Source organism: Mucilaginibacter galii (genome assembly GCF_014635825.1).
Lineage (GTDB): Bacteria > Bacteroidota > Bacteroidia > Sphingobacteriales > Sphingobacteriaceae > Mucilaginibacter > Mucilaginibacter galii.
The window spans coordinates 206,752-224,143 of the sequence record NZ_BMDO01000005.1 but is presented as its reverse complement, the minus strand read 5'-3'; the positions used below and the strand labels follow the sequence as shown (position 1 = coordinate 224,143).

The window sequence follows — 17,392 nt, the reverse complement described above, 5'->3', positions numbered from 1 at the left end:
CCTAAGTTTGCACCACTAAAAATTATTATGTCTAAAGCATCAGAAATAAAAAACGGAAATATACTCCGCTTCAACGGAGAATTAGTGCAGGTAGAAGAGTTTATACACCGTACCCCGGGTAATTTACGTGCCTTTTACCAGGCCCGTATGCGTAACGTTAAAAGTGGAAAATTGGTAGAATACCGTTTCCGTACCGACGAGGACGTAACCATTGCCCGTGTAGAAACCAGCGATTACCAGTACCTATATGAAGATGGCGACGATATGGTAGTGATGGATAATGCCACTTACGAGCAGTTTAACGTTCCTAAATTTCTGTTTGGTAACGCCGTTAAGTTTTTAAAAGAAGGCGTTAACGTGATCATCGCCTTTGAAAGCGACGAGCCTATTATGGCACAGGCGCCTGCTTCGGTAGAGCTGGAAATTACCTACTCAGAGCCGGCCGTTAAGGGCGATACCTCGAGCGGAGCCCTAAAATCTGCAACCTTAGAAACCGGTGCCGAAATAAAAGTGCCGTTGTTTATTAACCAGGGTGAAAAAGTAAAAGTTGATACTACCACAGGCGCTTACATAGAGCGTGTAAAAGGGTAAATAGAACTCATTAATATAAAAAAGGCTTCCGGTTTGGAAGCTTTTTTTGTTTGTAAATTGTCCCTGCATTTGATTATGTTAACCATATATAATCATAAACAAACAACACCATGTCATTGCGAGCGATAGCGTGGCAATCTCCAGCGAAAGGTGATTGAGCGCTTAGAGATTGTCACGTCGCTATCGCTCCTCGCAATGACATTGTAGCATAAACAGTTACCCAAATTAGCTAAATAAATTGACCAAGGTAGAACTCCGCAAAGTATTCATAGCAAAACGCAATCAGCTTTCCCAGGCTGATTACGACCGGCTAAATCATGATTTGCTGGAACAATTTAAACAGTTCAATTTAGCTGGTGTAAATTGCATTCATCTTTTTCTACCTATTCATACACGTAAGGAGCCTGATACGTTTTTGATGCTCAACTGGCTTTTAGCCATGCATCCGCACATTCAACGGATTATTCCTAAGGCTAATTTTGCAGACAGCACTATGCAGCACTATATTTACGATGAGCAGTTGCAAATGGGTATTAATGCATTTGGTATACCCGAACCCATTGACGGCAATACGATTGACCCACAGGAGATAGATATGGTGCTTGTTCCCCTGTTAGCGTTTGACAGGCAAGGTTACCGGGTAGGTTATGGCAAGGGCTTCTACGATCGTTTTATGGCGCAATGCAAGCAGGATACACGCTTTGTAGGCCTATCATTCTTTGAACCGGTAGACGTAATTAGCGATGTAAATCCATTTGATCAAAAAATTCAGGAATGCATACTGCCTGATCGGATCTGTAAATTACCTGGCTGATTTTATACCTTATCAATCCTCACCCAGCGCATGCCTGCGGCTTCGGCTGCCTGTACACCGGCATTGCCATCTTCAAACACCAAACAATGCTGCGGGTCAACACCTAATAGTTCGGCAGCTTTCAGGAACGGGTCGGGATAAGGCTTGCCATGGATAGTTTCTCCGGCACATACCATAACCTCCACCAAATCTAAGATACCTAATATTTTCAAAGTTCTTTCAACAGCTATACGGCTGCTGCCACTCACTACCCCAATTTTTACTGTGCCTGCATGGTTTTTCAAATGGTTCACCACGTACTCTATGGGCTGAGTATGGTCTATGTACTCTTCTAAAAATATTTTGTATTTGCGGGCTTTAAAATCTTCGGGGTCAAGGTTAGTTTGGTAGCGGGTATTAATTTGCTCTACTACGTTAATAATGGGCAAACCGGCAAATTCATCAATAATGGCACCGTCTAACACCAAGCCTTCTTCGGCGGCTACACGTATGTAAGTATCAGTATGGGCGCCCATGTTGTCGGCCAGGGTGCCGTCGCAGTCATATAAAAATGCCTGAAAATCATCCTGTGTTAATTTTAGCAGTGCGTCGTACTTTTCCTGATCAGTTGTTGCCATAGCCCGCAAGGTACAAACACTACACCAATCTTTTTTTGCGAAAAGCATTTCTAAAGCGTTCATGCAGAACACCTTTTCATCAGTAAGTAATCTGTCGCATTTTATAATGCTTAGTTATAACATTAAATAGCTTCTTACTGTCCATCATTTAGAAAGAATAACATCAATTATTAAATTGTTAATTTTTCAGTTTTAAGCTCATTTCCTTTTTATTCGTTAAAATTCTGTTTAGGTTTGAAATTTTTGTTGATGTAGCTTCAATAAATTTTTTGAATTAACCTATGCTACGTGTCGACAGCAGTAAACCTTGCCAGCTCATTTATGCGTTTGCCCGCCATGAATATCTTTCTTGGATCATTGAACCGCACATAGTTCAGCTTAATCCCAATGGCGAGTTCTCGCTTACTCACCAGCGTTTATTTACCAATACGGCGCAAGAGTTTGTTAACTGCATTAACGACACCGACCTTAAACTCATTAAGCTGTTAGAAGATATTGAGCAGGGTCATATCATTAAAAAGTATCATAAAAAACCAGTACGCCCCTACGAATTTTTCAGCAAGGTATTTAACGATCAACTCTACGAGGTTATCCGCCCCAAAATAGAAAAGAAAATGGCTGAGGCCCTGAGCCTCATGAATGATAAGCAGATCTTCCTGATGAGCAAAGAGGGCTACCCGGCGGGTAAACGGCTGCATATCGCCACCGAAGCCGCCACCGTTCTGTTCCACTTTAAGCGCGACGAGAACGAGATCCGCTACTACCCTACCATCAAGTATCAGGGCATGCGGATAGAGTTTATGTTTAAAGGGGCCGAGATTGTGTGCAACCACCCCGGCTGGTTAATGCTGGATGATACACTTTATTATTTTGATAAGGATGTAGAGGGTAAAAAGCTACTCCCTTTCCTCAATAAACGCTTTATTGCTATTCCGCGTAGTGCCGAGCAGTCTTACTTTGAAAAGTTTGTAGCCCCGCTTATTGAAAAACATCATGTACATGCCGAGGGCTTTACCATCAATACTGAAAAATACGATGCCCGCCCGGTGGTAAAACCCATCTACGTGCAGGGCGGTATCTCGCAGATACAGCTATACTTTAAGTATGCCGGCTATGTGTTCCCTTACGGCGATGGGCGCCACATTTCTGTTAAAATTGATAGAAATGGCGACGACTATATTTTTCATCGCATTAAGCGCTCAGTTACCTGGGAAAAAAATAAGCTGGCACAATTGGAGGCTTTGGGTTTAACCACGTCATCGTCCCTGTTTCAAAACCTCGAAGTAAAGCACGATAATGAGCAGGCCGACCGCTCTTTTTCGATTTTTGAATGGCTTAACCAGCACCATGACCAGCTCATTGCCGCAGGTTTTGAAATTGAACAGCCCGAAGGTCAAAAACGCTACCTGTTTGGCAGTAACAAGATAGACCTGCAGGTAAAAGAGAATAACGACTGGTTCGATATTTATGCAGTGGTACATTTTGGCCCGTACCAAATTCCGTTTATGGACTTGCGCAACCATATCCTGAACCATAAAAAAGAGTTTACTCTACCCAGCGGCGAAATAGCCGTAATACCCGAAGAGTGGTTTGCCCAGTACGGCAACCTGCTCAACTTTGCCGAGGGCAATAAAGATTTGAAGCTGCGTAAGCATCATATAGGCTTAATTAATGATTTAGCCGAAGGCGAACTGGCCAGCATTACCATTAACCGCAAGCTGCAAAAGCTTACCGATTTTGAAGAGCTGGAAGATATGCCCATGCCGGTAAACTTTGCCGGTAACTTGCGCCCATATCAAAAGGCTGGCTATAACTGGTTTCATTTTTTAAAAGAGTACCATTTTGGTGGTTGCCTGGCCGATGATATGGGCTTGGGTAAAACCATACAAACACTGGCCCTGCTGCAAAAGAACAAGGAAGATGCAGAGGCTATCGGCGCTACCAGCACATCGCTGCTCATTATGCCCACCTCGCTTATTTATAACTGGATAAACGAGGCGGCTAAGTTTACGCCCGGCTTGCGCATGATGGTGCATACGGGGGCATTTCGCTATAAATCGCCCGATGTATTTGGCAAGTACGATGTGGTGGTGACCACCTATGGCATCAGCCGTATTGATGTGGACTTGTTCAAGGCTTTCTTTTTTGATTATATTATTCTGGATGAGAGCCAGAATATCAAGAACCCATCATCCAAATCATACCAGGCCGTTAAGCAGCTTAAATCGCGCCATAAGTTGATCTTGAGCGGTACGCCGGTAGAAAATACAGTAAACGATTTGTGGACGCAAATGTCGTTCATCAACCCGGGTTTGCTGGGCAGCCAGCAGTTCTTTTTGAATGAGTTTGTAACCCCTATTGAAAAGAAAAAGGATGAAGATAAAGCACTGCGCTTGCAGGCCTTAATTAAACCTTTCGTATTGCGCCGTACTAAAGAACAGGTGGCCACCGAGTTACCGCCTAAAACCGAGCAGCTGTTCTATTGCCAGATGAGCGATGAGCAAAGCGCCGTATACGAAAAGGTAAAATCGGAATATCGTAACGAATTATTACAAAGCCTGGAAGACGGCACCTTTGCTCAAACACAAATACAGGTGTTGCAGGGCTTAATTAAGCTACGGCAAATAGCTAACCACCCTTTCATGATAGATGATACGTATGAGGGTGATTCGGGCAAATTTGAGAACGTGGTGCATACGCTGGCTAACGTATTAGACCGCGGACACAAGGTGCTCATATTTTCGCAATTTGTAAAGCAGCTTACTATTTACCGCCAGTATTTCGACCAGCATAATATTCGGTATACTTATTTGGATGGCAGCACCCAGAACCGGGGCGAGGTAGTTAAGCGTTTCCAGGAAGATGCCAAAACGCAGGTGTTCCTTATTTCGATTAAAGCAGGTGGTGTAGGGCTTAACTTGACCGAAGCGGATTATGTATTTATACTCGACCCATGGTGGAACCCGGCCGTAGAACAGCAGGCTATTGACCGTACGCACCGCATTGGCCAAACCAAAAATGTATTTATTTATAAATTTATTACTAAAGATACAGTAGAAGAAAAAATACTGGCCCTTCAACAACGAAAGTTAAGTGTAGCAAGATCGTTGATTACTACAGAGGAAAGTTTTATCAAGTCGCTATCGGCTGACGATATCCGGGAAATACTCAAATAGAAGCTATTGACGATATATTCAAGCAAGGGAGAAAAATAATTGCTAAAAATATTCGCCAAACTTTTGTTTGTATAATATTTTCAATTATTATTGTGACATAAATTTTATCACAATATGAAACGAGTATTTACCCTACTATTGGTGGCGGGCTTATTTTCCTCATGCGGCTCAAGCGAAAGTTCGAACAGCTCAAGCGACTCAACCAAAAAAGACACAAAATCTAAAGAAGGCATTTCAGCAGAAAGTAGCGAGCCTGCTAAAGCTGAAAGCAAATGGCAGTATTCTGAAGAAGTTGATAAGATGACTTCAGCGAAAAATTACTTCGCTACAATCGAATCTGACAACCAGCTTGACTTTGAATTTCCGTATGATGGCGGTTCTAACGGAACTATTACGGTGCGAAAAATGGCTAAAAGTACCGACGTACTAATAGGTATTTCCAAAGGCCAGTTCAATTCTCACTCAGACGGCACAACGGTAAAAGTTAGGTTTGACGATAAAAAGCCTATTAACTTCACTTGCAGCGAACCTTCTGATGGCAGCTCGGATGCGCTGTTCATAGACAGTCCTAAAAAGTTTCTAACCCTGCTAAAATCAGCCAAAAAAGTTATTGTTCAGGCCGAGTTTTATGAAAGCGGACTAAAAGAAATGGAATTTGATACGAAAGATTTTAAGTGGAATCACTAAACCCTATATACAACTCACAAAACGAAGCCGGCTAAGAAATTAGCCGGCTTTATTGTTTTTAAAAACTTCGTCATTGAGGTACGAAGCAATCGTTGCACTATAGTTTTTCGAACTGCCTTTCTACGAAGTGATTGCTTCGTACCGCAATGACGCAAATAAAAATATTGCACTTGCGTGCTCTATTTTACATCAACCACAGCCAGCGGATCCATATCGCTGTACACCTGGTTTTCGCCGGCCATGCCCCATATGAAAGCGTAGTTGCTGGTACCGCAGCCAAAGTGTACCGACCATGGAGGAGAGATCACCGCATCGTGGTTTTGCATCACAATACTCTTGGTTTGCTGCGGCTCGCCCATAAAGTGGAACAAGCGCTGGTTTTCGGGCAAATCAAAGTAAAAGTAAACCTCGGTGCGGCGGGTGTGGGTATGCGGTGGTACCGAGTTCCAAACGCTGCCGGTTTCTAATACGGTTAAGCCCATTACCAGTTGGCAGCTGCGGATACCATCCAGATGAATGTATTTGTAAATGGTACGTTTGTTAGAAGTATTACTATCGCCCAGTTGTACCGGTGCAGCTTCTTCCTTGGTCATTAAGCGGTTAGGGAAGTTAGCATGTGCCGGGGCCGATAGCAGGTAGTATACCGCCGGGTTAGCTGGGTCGGTGCTTTTGAACACGACATCTTTGGTACCTTTACCTAAGTACAGGCAGCTCATTTTATCCAGTTCGTAAGTTTGTCCGTCGGCTACTACTACGCCGTTACCGCCCACGTTAATGATGCCCAGTTCGCGGCGCTCTAAAAAGTATTCGGCTTTCAGCTCTTCGTGGTTGCCCAGTTCAACAGCATTGTTAACCGGTTTTACACCGCCTACAATAATGCGGTCGTAGTGTGAATATACTTTGGTAATTACATCAGCCTGCATTAACTCTTCCACCAAAAATGCTTCACGCAGTTCTTCGGTGGTCATGCGGCTTACTTCTTTCTTACTATGTTCAAATCTTAATTCCATTTTTTCAGTTGTGTGTTGTGTGTTTTCAGTTGTACGTGTTTTTGCACTGTCATGCTGAGCTTGTCGAAGCATTACACGCTCTGCTAAGTCTTCGACAAGCTCAGACTGACACCCTGTTAATTTCTTGACTCCCCTGACTCTGTACTCTTGACTCTCTCTTAACGTCCCATCCAGCCGCCGTCAACGGTTAAGATGTGTCCGTTTACGTAGCTGCCTGCTTCCGAAGCTAAGAATACGGCAGGGCCTTTAAAGTCGGTGCCCTCGCCCCAACGGCCTGCCGGTATTCGGTCCAGTATGCTTTTGCTGCGGTCAGGGTCGTTACGTAAAGCTTCGGTATTGTCGGTAGCAATATAGCCTGGGGCAATACCGTTTACGTTAATGCCTTTAGAGGCCCACTCATTAGCCAGCGCTTTAACTAAGCTGCCCAAAGCTCCTTTACTGGCTGCATAGCCCGGTACGTTGATACCGCCCTGAAAGGTTAACAACGAACACGTAAAAATGATTTTTCCGCTGCCATGCTCAATCATATGCTTGCCCAGTTCGCGGGCAAGGATGAAAGGAGCATCCAGGTTTAATGATAAAACATTGTCCCAATATTCATCGGGGTGCTCGGCGGCAGGTTTGCGCATAATGGTGCCTGCATTATTTACTAAAATATCTATGCGGGGGTTTTCGGACAACAATTGCGTTACAAACGCATATAAGCCTTCGCGGTTGCTCAAGTTAGCCTGGTAAGCTTTAAACTTGTGGCCTAAAGCGGTTACCTGTTGCTCAATAGCACTGCCCTGCAGCTCAACCGAGCCCGATACCACAATAATATCTGCACCAGCCTCGGCCAGGCCAATAGCCATGCCCATACCTATGCCTTTATTACCGCCCGTAACCAGCGCAGTTTTTCCTGTTAGATCAAATAATTGAGATAGATCACTCATGTGTTGTATGATAATATTATAGATGTTCTTTATTTAGCTGGCTACCGGTGGCTTTACCGCCTGGCGCGCCAGCAATACCCACTGGCCTTTTACCTTTTGCCATACTAATATGATTAATAAGTTGGCCGTGCCGGGCTCTTTTCCTTTATCGTGTGTGCCGCCGGTTAAGGTATGGCGCACAATGGCCGTGCTGCCCGAAACGGTTACGGTTTGGTTAGTAAAATCGAGGCTGGTAAAATCGGTATCGCCACTTATAAATGAATGTAAAAACTCCTGCTTGTTCTGAATTTTTCCGCTGGAGTGACCAAAAGTTAATTTGTCAGACGCCATGGCCGATAGCTTGGCACTATCCGGATCAACCATCAATTTGCGTAGTGTTTCTACAGCTTCTTCTACCTGTTTTTTGGCATTAACCCTTGGTTGTTTTTGTGCTTTAAGCGAAAGAGAAGAGGTCATGAGTAAAATGATAGCAAGATAAATGAGCTTAAAATTCTTCATGGTTTATTTGCAGTTTATTTTTCGATGATACACTAAGGTACATGCTACATTGCAAATGTAACGCGTTAAGTGATAGATAAAAGACCGGGTGGCACTTTTATTTGACCATTTTGCAAATCTCATGAACAAAGTTTTGTATCCCAAGGTTAATCAGCTACTTTTGTACACAAGAACATAAAAGCTATGGCACATCATCACCACGAAGAAAAAGAGAACTTAGATTCATATTTTTATATCATTGCTTTGTTAACAGGCCTGTTTGTAGGTTTTGTAGTAAACAGAGGCTTAATTTACATCCCCATTGGCGGTGTTTTAGGATTACTGACCGCCGCTTTATTCTTAAAGTTTTTGGTTAGAGGCCGTCATGACGCCTGATAGGCAAGACCTCCCTAAATTCATAAAAAGCTGGAACCAGTTTTACGGTATCGTTATCGTATGGCTGGTTTTTTTAATTTTTGTACTTTGGCTCATTACCATCATCTTTAAATGAGCCTTACCGACTGGATTGTTTTAGCTGTTACCTTAATAGCCATAATTGGCTACGGCTTGTACAAAAGCCGTGGCAGTAAAAATTTAGATCAGTACCTGGTGGGCGGCCGTTCTTTGCCCTGGTACCATATAGGGCTTTCGGTAATGGCTACGCAAGCCAGTGCCATTACATTTTTGTCGGCCCCGGGGTTGGCCTACTCCGACGGGATGCGCTTTGTACAGTTTTACTTTGGCCTGCCCCTGGCTATGATTGTGCTGTGCATTACCTTTGTGCCCATTTTTCACAAGCTTAAAGTTTATACCGCTTATGAATATCTAGAGCAGCGGTTCGATTTGAAAACACGGGCATTAACCGCTTTTTTGTTTTTGCTGCAACGCGGCTTGTCTACCGGTATTACCATTTACGCACCCTCCATCATCCTTTCGGCAATACTCCAAATTAATGTAGTTTATACTACCCTGTTTATTGGCACGCTGGTTATTGTGTATACGGTTTATGGAGGCACTAAGGCGGTTTCGTACACGCAAATGCTTCAAATGAGCATTATTTTTGCCGGCATGTTTCTGGCCGGTGTAGTAGTGGTAAACTTGCTTCCGCAGGGTGTAGGCTTCAGAAACTCTCTGCAATTAGCCGGCAAACTCAATCATATTAACATCATAGACTGGCATTTTGACCCCAAGAACCAGTACAATGTGTGGAGTGGTGTTATAGGAGGCTTCTTTTTGCAACTTTCCTATTTTGGCACCGATCAAAGCCAGGTAGGCCGCTACCTAACCGGTAGCTCAGTAGGGCAAAGCAGGCTGGGCTTGCTCATGAACGCCATGATCAAGATACCCATGCAGTTTTTGATTCTATTGATAGGTGTACTGGTATTCAGTTTTTACCAGTTTAACCCGCCGCCTTTATTCTTTAACCGTAATGAGGTTAAGGAAATTAAAGCCAGCCCATACGCCGGTGAGTATCAAAAGTTGGAAGAGCAATATGCAACGGCGGCAAGGGGGAAGAAAGCTAAAGCTAACGCGCTCATTAATGCGCTCAACGGTAACAACAATAAAGAAATTGACGCAGCGCAAGTTCAACTGCAACAAGTACAAACCCAAACCGATACCCTGCGCAAACAAGGCATGGCATTAATGAAGCAAAATAACGCTTTAGCCGAGGTTAACGATACCAACTATGTATTCCTGAGCTTTGTAACCAAATACCTGCCCAAAGGCCTGGTAGGGCTGCTTATTGCCATTGTATTCCTTGCGTCTATGGGTTCAACGGCAAGTGCCTTAAATTCCCTGGCATCTACCACGGTAATTGATATTTATAAGCGGGTTATTAACAAGAATGCAACCGATCAAAACTATGTGACCGCATCGCGGGTGGCAACGGTTTTTTGGGGAATTGTTTGCTTGTTGATGGCCTTATACGCAGGGCAGTTAGGCAATTTGCTGGAAGCCGTAAACAAACTCGGCTCTTACATTTACGGAACCATATTAGGCGTATTTGTAGTAGCGTTTTATGTAAAACACGTTAAAGGTAATACTGTATTTATTGCTGCCTTAATTACCGAAGCGGTAGTAGTTTATTGCGGATGGAAAGAGGTGGTAGCTTATTTATGGCTTAATGCATTGGGATGCATCTTACTCGTTGTAATTGCGCTGTGCTTAAATCCCCTTATAAATAAAAAGCCCCCCAGTCTTGCACCGGGGGACTTTCAACCTAAACCTTATCACAATTAAATTGGTAAGTTTACCAATTCATATACACTAACACAATTGTTATACCAAAAATTGTGTTGCTACGTCTATTTTTCTAAAAAATCTTTTATTTCGTCCCTAATCAAATTAATTTAGCTCCTGCCCGGGTTTAAATTACTGCAAAATATACACTGTCGCTGCCAAAATGTTCAGCATTTTGTACAAAAGTGTCAGCTTTTACATATCTCCCAAAGGTTTGCGGCGGCGCAAATATCCGTCGAACAGGTAGAGGGCAAGTACCGTGTCGAAAAACACAAAGCCCTTTAAAGCCGTATTGTTGAAAATATTTTTCAAAGATGGCAAATGCAGGTCGGCCGGCATCTTTAGTCCGCCGGCAGTTACACTATTCCAGTTGGTGGTTGCCAGGGCCATACCCACTAAAGCCAATATACTTACAATAAAAAACAGGGCAATCCCTTTAATAATGCGGTTATCAATGGCTGCTTTCAGCGGTTTACTGGCTTCCTCGGTGCGTATGGTTTCCATAACGTTATAGGTGAAAGCCATAGGCGGCGCATCAAGCTCCATGCTCTCCAGTTCGTTATTAAAGGAAAGCAGCTCTTCGTACTGTTGCTGGTATGCTTTATCGGTGGCAATCAACTGGCTAATGCGTTCGCGCTCTTGCTCCGAGCCCAAACCGTCCAAATAATTCCACAGTTCTTCCTCAATATTCTTCATATCAGTTCGTTAACTTCATGTTTTAAATTGCGCTCCAGCTTTTCTTTCAAACGCTGGCGCGCCCTGAATAGTTTCACTTTCACATTATTAGGCTCAATACCCAAGGCCACAGCTATTTCTTCCAGGCTTTGCTCACCTTTATAAAACAGGGTAATAATCATAGCATCATCGGGCATTAACTGCTCAATAGCCTGATTTACATAATAAGACCGCGATTTATTTTCGGCCATGTTATTCTCAAAAGCAGCATTCCTGTTTTCTACCTGTATCAAGTTACTTTCATCATCTATAGATGAGGTGTCTAATCTCCTTTTCCGCAAAAATGTCATAGCCGTAGTATACACAATACTGTAGAGCCAGGTAGTAAACTTTGAATTTCCACTAAACGACTGTAACGACCGGTATGCCTTAATAAAGCAATCTTGCGCTACCTCCTCGGCATCTTCGCGGGTTTTGGTAAAGCGCAAAGCCAGCGTAAACACAAACCGCTGATGCCGTTTCACCAAATCGGCATAGGCCGACTGGTTTCCCGCCAGGGTTTGTTCTATTAGTTCAATATCTGTCAGCTTGCTTTGCATCTTACAACAGCTATGACTACACGGTTTAAGTTAAGGTTACAGCCTACCGTAATAAATATAAGTGATATTGCCGATAATTAGCAAACAAGGTAACTATTTGTATAAAAGGGTGTCTTTTGAAAAAATAGGTTTATGTATAAGTTCATTTTATTGGCTGGGTTACTGTTGCTTGCTTATTACACTAAAGCGCAGCAAAACACAGTGGCGCGTATAGATTCTGTAATGCAGGTGGCTTACCAACGCGGAATATTTAACGGCAATATCTTAGTTGCCAAAAAAGGCAAGATCATTTATGAAAAGGCATGGGGATATGCCGACGGCAGCCGTAAAAAACTGTTGACTACCGATATGCGGTTTGACATTGGCTCCATTAGTAAGGAGTTTAACGGTACCGGCATTATGATACTTAAAGAAAGAGGTAAGTTAAGTTTAGATGACCCGATCAGTAAATTCATGCCGTTACTGCCCTCTTGGGCACAACAGGTAAAAATACGGCATTTGATTAACTACACCAGTGGTATACCCTTATTCGATGCCACATCTGCCGAAACCGACAGCCAGATCTTAGCTAACCTGATGGCGTTGAAGTCTCTGAGTTTTGAACCCGGTTCGGCTTATATATACAACCATTATAATGTATACCTGCAGGAGCGTATTATTGAAAAGTTGAGTGGCCTGCCATATGCCGATTTTATAACACAGAATATTTTGGCACCCTGTGGCATGAACAATACTACAGTTGATTACCCGCTAAATGGTGCAGGAATGGCACGGGCTTTCAACAGTGAATTTGTAGAAACCCCTTATGCCCAAGCCATGACCGGCTGGGTTAGATTGCCTGTTACCGATTTATATAAATGGACAGAAAATCTGCACAACTACAAAGTGATCTCCAAAGCTTCATTTAAAGAACTGGCCGCCAACTTTGCGGGTGGAGAAAGCAGTTTAGGTTCGGTTGGCTTTGAAAACGATGATTTGGCCTGGCACCAGCATCAGGGCTCTAACAGTAATTACGAAGCGCTGTTTTACAGCAATGTTAAAGAAGGTATTACCATAGTAATGATGACTAACAACCAGCAACTAAAAGTGCATGGTATTAAATCGGCTATACTGGCGGTGCTAAAAAACGAAGTGGTTACTGTCCCAAAAAAATCGGTTTACCTGGAAATAAGGGAAAAGGTTTTAGCTAACCCCGATAGCGGGCTGGCACTTTACCGCCAATTGAAGGCTACCGGGCAAAACCAGTATGACTTTTCTTTTGAAATAGGCGATTTGATAAGCACCGGCAAATATTTAGAGCGCCGCAGCCATTTTGACGATGCTGTTAAGGTGTTTACGATAGCCGTAGCTTTAAAAGGTAAACCAGCCGATACATCGTACGGATATGAGTTAATGGGGCAATGTTATTTTAAGAAGGGTGATAAGCAAGAAGCTATCAAATACTACACTAAAGCACTGCAAACCGACCCGGCCAATAAAAATGCAGAGGGAATGCTTTCTACCTTGATGAAGTAGATTATCGCATCAAATAAAATATCTGCAAAAAAAGTGTAACTCCCTGTAACCTGATTAAATTTTGTGTGGTCATAGTTTACAAATCACCCAATGGCGGTGAAACATTAAACTAACAACTTAAAATTTAAACATAATGGAATCTCCTTTTTTAATGATCATCTTAGTGAATCTGGGTTTATTCGCTATGATATTTGGAATAGTATATTTAAACAAGCGCGAAAAAATGGCCATGATAGAACGTGGCATGGATCCACGCAGTTACAAACCACAATCGGCCCCGTACCAAAATCTTAAATGGGGGTTACTTTTAATTGGCGCCGGCCTGGGCTTATTTTTAGCCAGCGTTTTAGACAGAACCGTTTTTGCCGAAACATCACGTCATAATGAAGCTATTTACTTTAGCCTGATAGCCATTTTCGGAGGACTGGGTTTATTTGTATCATACCTTATTGAGAAAAAAGAGGTGCTTGATAAAAATGTAACGGTATATAAAGAAGAAAAAGATCTGGTGTAAATACCAATTTTGTACTATTAAAAAAGCCTCTCCGGGTAATCTGGAGAGGCTTTTTGGTTTATATATACCTTTCTTTAATAATAGTGAGGTGATGGAGCTCATGGCCTGCTGTTATATACAACAGTGCCCTTACCGATACCGGCTTACCGCTGGCAATACCGGTATATAACAACTGCTCATTATTGAGCGCATGGAATAAATAAAAGTTAGCCCCGCGCAACTCTTTAAACTCTTTAGCCAGATCTTGCAGTGTTCGGCTGCTCAGGTCAGCACGTTCAACATAATCATTCTCATCGAAGCCTGGCAGGGCATTTTCATCACCTCGCGAAAAGCACAATACCCGGTAAGCAAATACCCGCTCGGCATCTATCATGTGGCTTAGCAGTTGTTTGAGGGTCCATTTGCCTTCGGCGTAAGCGTAATTAGCTTTATCTTCTCCAATACTCTTAAAAAAGCTGTAAGTGGTTTCCTGTAATCGGGTCAGCGTTTGTAATATATCGCCTTGTGCTATGGCCTTGCTTACATAATTGGCGTAGAACGGCGCATATTCATCAGGATTCGGAATCGGAATCGCTATCATCTTCTATATTTCTTAAAATAATTCTAAAAGTGGTTCCCTTACCAAGTTCGGAGTCTTTAACAAAAATTTGCCCATTGTGGTAATTTTCAACCATACGCTTGGTTAACGATAGCCCCAAACCCCAGCCCCGCTTGCGCGTGGTATACCCCGGACGAAACACAGTTACAAATTTAGAACGTGGTATGCCTTTACCCGTATCTGTTACATCTATATAAATTTGGTTGCGTGCCTTGCTGGCGGCAATATCTACTTTAATACTGCCGGGGGCCTCAATCGCATTTACCGCATTTTTGAGTAAGTTTTCAATTACCCAATCAAATAAGGGCACGTTAATGCCAGCCTTTAAAAACCTGTCACCCGTAATTTCAAAGCTTATTTTATCGCTTACACGTACGCTGAAATAATCTACAAAGTCTTTAATCACCTCGTAAACCGAGTGTGGTTCCAGCACCGGTTTAGAGCCTATTTTAGAAAACCTGTCGGCCACAATTTCCAGGCGTTTTACATCGTTGGCCATTTCGGCAATCAGCGGATCGTCTTCAGCATCAAACTTGGCTTTCATGAGTTCAATCCAAGCCAGTAAAGAAGAAATAGGTGTACCCAACTGATGAGCAGTTTCTTTAGCCAAGCCCACCCAAACCTGGTTTTGCTCCGACTTACGTGAGGAACTGAAAGCCGAATAAGCCACGGCCAGGAATACCGCAATAATAGAAAGCTGGATATATGGGAACACCCGCAGCTGGGTTAACAATTGTGAGTCTTTATAATAAACAAACCAATAATTATCACCAAAGCCCTGCACATTAATTTTGATGGGCTGGTGCTGCGCCTTCATTATTTTTAGCTCATTTTCAAAGTATTGCGGATCGTATACAGGCGCTTTTTTAGCGCCGGGCTCGGGGACAACATTAATATTGGTTTTACCTGAATCTAAACCGCGATGAAACTTAATGTCACCTTTCTCATCAGTCACTATAGCCGGTACCGACAGGCTATCCCTAACAAAAAACACGTAATTCAACTGCTCTTCATCCAGGGTAGAAAATATCTGCTTCATGGTTTGCGCCCAAACCTGCGCCCGCGTACGCTCAGATTTTGCAATATTTACCACCAAATACTTGGTATAAAGCAAAGAACTACCGGCAATTACAAGGGCAAAAAACAGCAACAGGTATTTCCAGCGCTTTTTTTGTAGGTAAGGATTACTCATGATTTGCCCAAATATAGAAATTAGTCCGTTAGTCCGTTAGTCCGTTAGTCCGTTAGTCCGTTAGTCCGTTAGTCCGTTAGTCCGTTAGTCCGTTAGTCCGTTAGTCCGTTAGTCCGTTAGTGTGAATGCTGTCTGCGCGGGTTTTGTTTGCTTTATATCAAATTCATAACTAACGGACTTACCAACTAACGGACTTACCCCCTCAACACCTATATTTGCCCTTATGTCAAATCAACAAGTGAGGGTACGTTTTGCCCCAAGCCCAACGGGTGGATTACACCTGGGCGGCGTACGTACCGTATTATTCAACTACCTTTTTGCCAAAAAACATAACGGTACCTTTGTACTGCGCATTGAAGATACCGACCAAAGCCGCTACGTAGATGGCGCCGAAAAATATATAGTTGACTGCCTTGAATGGTGCGGCTTAACTCCCGATGAAAGTCCGCAGGTGGGAGGCCCTTTTGCCCCCTACCGCCAAAGCGAACGTAAAGCACTATACCGCGAGTATGCCGAAAAACTGGTGATGCATGGCCATGCTTACTACGCCTTTGATACGCCCGAAGATTTAGAGAAAAAACGTGCCGATGTACCTAATTTTCAATATGGCATGGCGCACCGTTTAGACATGCGCAACTCTTTATCGCTGCCTCAGCATGAGGTAGAGCAATTGCTACAGGCAGATACCCCACACGTAATTCGCATTAAGGTGCCTGAGGATGAAACCATCACCTTTACCGATATGATACGCGGTTATGTATCGTTTGATACCAACACCGTTGATGATAAAGTGCTGTTAAAGGCCGACGGTATGCCCACCTACCATTTAGCCGTAGTGGTAGATGATTTTTTAATGAAGATTACCCATGCGTTCCGTGGTGAGGAGTGGTTGCCATCGGCACCGGTACATATGTTATTGTGGGAGTACCTTGGCTGGAAAGACCAGATGCCGCAATGGGCGCATTTACCACTGATATTAAAACCTGATGGACATGGTAAACTAAGCAAGCGCGACGGTGCTCGCCTGGGTTTCCCGGTTTACGCCATGACCTGGGCCGACCCAAAAAGCGGTGAAGTAACAGAAGGTTTTCGTGAAATTGGATTTTTACCACAGGCATTTTTAAACCTGTTGGGTATGCTGGGCTGGAACGATGGTACCGACCAGGAGCTATTTTCGTTAGACGAATTGGTAGAGAAATTCTCGATAGACCGGGTAAGCAAAGCCGGTGCTAAATTTGATTACGAGAAGGCCAAATGGTACAATGCCGAATGGATCAAGAAATTAAACGATGAGCAGTTATTAGCCGCTGTTAAACCTGCTTTAGCCAATAAAGGCATTGAGGATGGTGCCGATGATTACCTGTTACAGGTAATTAATCTGGTAAAAGACCGCCTTATCTTAATTAACGATATTTATGAGCATGCCTGGTACTTTTTCAAGCAGCCTCAAGAGTATGACCTGAATGCCGTAAAGCCAAAATGGACTGACGCTAAAACAGAATTATTTCATACTTACATTACCCAATTACAGCAAACCGAAAACTGGAACGCAGCCGACTTGGAAACAAACTTTAAGGCGTTGTTAACCGAAAAAGGGTTCAAAATAGGTGATGCCATGCTGCCTTTCCGCGTTATGCTGGTAGGCGGTAAATTTGGCCCGCATGTGTTTGATATTGCCGCACTATTGGGTAAAGATGAAGTGATTGCGCGTATAGAAAAGGCATTAGCAGCTTTTACAGCTTAATAAATAAAAA

The 17,392-nt window shown here is 43.2% G+C and carries 17 protein-coding genes; 9 read left to right on the top strand and 8 right to left on the bottom strand.

What is annotated here, in order from left to right; genetic code table 11:
• Nucleotides 1-27 precede the first annotated feature (27 nt).
• A complete protein-coding gene (gene efp, locus IEV61_RS11030; RefSeq protein WP_188416584.1) occupies nucleotides 28-591 on the top strand; it encodes an elongation factor P in 564 nt (187 codons plus the stop codon).
• Nucleotides 592-829: 238 nt separating this feature from the next.
• The gene (locus tag IEV61_RS11025; protein ID WP_188416582.1) at nucleotides 830-1,405 is read left to right on the top strand and encodes a 5-formyltetrahydrofolate cyclo-ligase; all 576 of its coding nucleotides are present in this window, start codon (nucleotides 830-832) and stop codon (nucleotides 1,403-1,405) included.
• A gap of 2 nt (nucleotides 1,406-1,407) precedes the next feature.
• Here IEV61_RS11025 and IEV61_RS11020 read toward each other — a convergent pair whose 3' ends face one another.
• Nucleotides 1,408-2,022: an HAD family hydrolase gene (locus IEV61_RS11020; protein ID WP_188416580.1), complete on the bottom strand. Its 615-nt coding sequence runs from the start codon at nucleotides 2,020-2,022 to the stop codon at nucleotides 1,408-1,410.
• A 281-nt stretch (nucleotides 2,023-2,303) separates the two neighbouring features.
• On the opposite strand from IEV61_RS11020, the gene IEV61_RS11015 reads away from it, so the two are divergent.
• Nucleotides 2,304-5,198, top strand: coding sequence for a DEAD/DEAH box helicase (locus IEV61_RS11015; RefSeq protein ID WP_188416578.1), 2,895 nt, complete (start codon nucleotides 2,304-2,306; stop codon nucleotides 5,196-5,198).
• A gap of 114 nt (nucleotides 5,199-5,312) precedes the next feature.
• Entirely contained in the window at nucleotides 5,313-5,885 is a 573-nt protein-coding gene (locus IEV61_RS11010; RefSeq protein WP_188416576.1) for a hypothetical protein, read from the top strand.
• Between the two features lie 179 nt (nucleotides 5,886-6,064).
• Here the strand turns inward: IEV61_RS11010 and kduI are convergent, their stop codons facing one another.
• The 3 genes from kduI to IEV61_RS10995 all read right to left on the bottom strand — a co-directional run bounded on the left by kduI (nucleotide 6,065) and on the right by IEV61_RS10995 (nucleotide 8,325).
• Nucleotides 6,065-6,895, bottom strand: a complete 831-nt coding sequence (gene kduI, locus IEV61_RS11005; RefSeq protein WP_188416575.1) for a 5-dehydro-4-deoxy-D-glucuronate isomerase — start codon at nucleotides 6,893-6,895, stop codon at nucleotides 6,065-6,067.
• 158 nt (nucleotides 6,896-7,053) lie between these two features.
• The gene (locus IEV61_RS11000; RefSeq protein ID WP_188416573.1) at nucleotides 7,054-7,827 is read right to left on the bottom strand and encodes an SDR family NAD(P)-dependent oxidoreductase; all 774 of its coding nucleotides are present in this window, start codon (nucleotides 7,825-7,827) and stop codon (nucleotides 7,054-7,056) included.
• A gap of 33 nt (nucleotides 7,828-7,860) precedes the next feature.
• The gene (locus IEV61_RS10995) at nucleotides 7,861-8,325 is read right to left on the bottom strand and encodes a nuclear transport factor 2 family protein (RefSeq protein WP_188416571.1); all 465 of its coding nucleotides are present in this window, start codon (nucleotides 8,323-8,325) and stop codon (nucleotides 7,861-7,863) included.
• A 183-nt stretch (nucleotides 8,326-8,508) separates the two neighbouring features.
• Here IEV61_RS10995 and IEV61_RS10990 point away from each other — a divergent pair, with 183 nt between their 5' ends.
• Both IEV61_RS10990 and IEV61_RS10985 read left to right on the top strand, forming a co-directional pair.
• Nucleotides 8,509-8,700 (top strand): hypothetical protein, encoded by a 192-nt coding sequence (locus tag IEV61_RS10990; RefSeq protein ID WP_188416569.1) that lies wholly within the window; start codon nucleotides 8,509-8,511, stop codon nucleotides 8,698-8,700.
• Between the two features lie 111 nt (nucleotides 8,701-8,811).
• Nucleotides 8,812-10,545 carry a sodium:solute symporter family protein gene (locus IEV61_RS10985; protein ID WP_188416567.1) on the top strand — a complete coding sequence of 578 codons (1,734 nt, stop codon included), beginning with the start codon at nucleotides 8,812-8,814 and terminating at the stop codon, nucleotides 10,543-10,545.
• A 195-nt stretch (nucleotides 10,546-10,740) separates the two neighbouring features.
• On the opposite strand, the gene IEV61_RS10980 is transcribed toward IEV61_RS10985, so the two are convergent.
• Both IEV61_RS10980 and IEV61_RS10975 read right to left on the bottom strand, forming a co-directional pair.
• On the bottom strand, nucleotides 10,741-11,241 hold the full coding sequence (locus IEV61_RS10980) for an anti-sigma factor family protein (protein WP_188416565.1): 501 nt from the start codon (nucleotides 11,239-11,241) through the stop codon (nucleotides 10,741-10,743).
• Nucleotides 11,238-11,819 (bottom strand): RNA polymerase sigma factor, encoded by a 582-nt coding sequence (locus IEV61_RS10975; protein ID WP_188416563.1) that lies wholly within the window; start codon nucleotides 11,817-11,819, stop codon nucleotides 11,238-11,240. The genes IEV61_RS10980 and IEV61_RS10975 overlap by 4 nt, the downstream gene beginning before the upstream one ends.
• A gap of 132 nt (nucleotides 11,820-11,951) precedes the next feature.
• Here IEV61_RS10975 and IEV61_RS10970 point away from each other — a divergent pair, with 132 nt between their 5' ends.
• A complete protein-coding gene (locus tag IEV61_RS10970; RefSeq protein ID WP_188416561.1) occupies nucleotides 11,952-13,334 on the top strand; it encodes a serine hydrolase in 1,383 nt (460 codons plus the stop codon).
• 133 nt (nucleotides 13,335-13,467) lie between these two features.
• Nucleotides 13,468-13,848, top strand: a complete 381-nt coding sequence (locus tag IEV61_RS10965; RefSeq protein ID WP_188416560.1) for a DUF6249 domain-containing protein — start codon at nucleotides 13,468-13,470, stop codon at nucleotides 13,846-13,848.
• Between the two features lie 58 nt (nucleotides 13,849-13,906).
• Here the strand turns inward: IEV61_RS10965 and IEV61_RS10960 are convergent, their stop codons facing one another.
• The gene (locus IEV61_RS10960) at nucleotides 13,907-14,428 is read right to left on the bottom strand and encodes a DinB family protein (protein ID WP_188416559.1); all 522 of its coding nucleotides are present in this window, start codon (nucleotides 14,426-14,428) and stop codon (nucleotides 13,907-13,909) included.
• Nucleotides 14,400-15,638: a sensor histidine kinase gene (locus IEV61_RS10955; RefSeq protein WP_188416558.1), complete on the bottom strand. Its 1,239-nt coding sequence runs from the start codon at nucleotides 15,636-15,638 to the stop codon at nucleotides 14,400-14,402. Before IEV61_RS10955 ends, IEV61_RS10960 begins: the two co-directional genes overlap by 29 nt.
• 223 nt (nucleotides 15,639-15,861) lie before the next feature.
• On the opposite strand from IEV61_RS10955, the gene gltX reads away from it, so the two are divergent.
• Nucleotides 15,862-17,382 carry a glutamate--tRNA ligase gene (gene gltX, locus IEV61_RS10950; protein WP_188416557.1) on the top strand — a complete coding sequence of 507 codons (1,521 nt, stop codon included), beginning with the start codon at nucleotides 15,862-15,864 and terminating at the stop codon, nucleotides 17,380-17,382.
• Nucleotides 17,383-17,392: the final 10 nt, after the last annotated feature.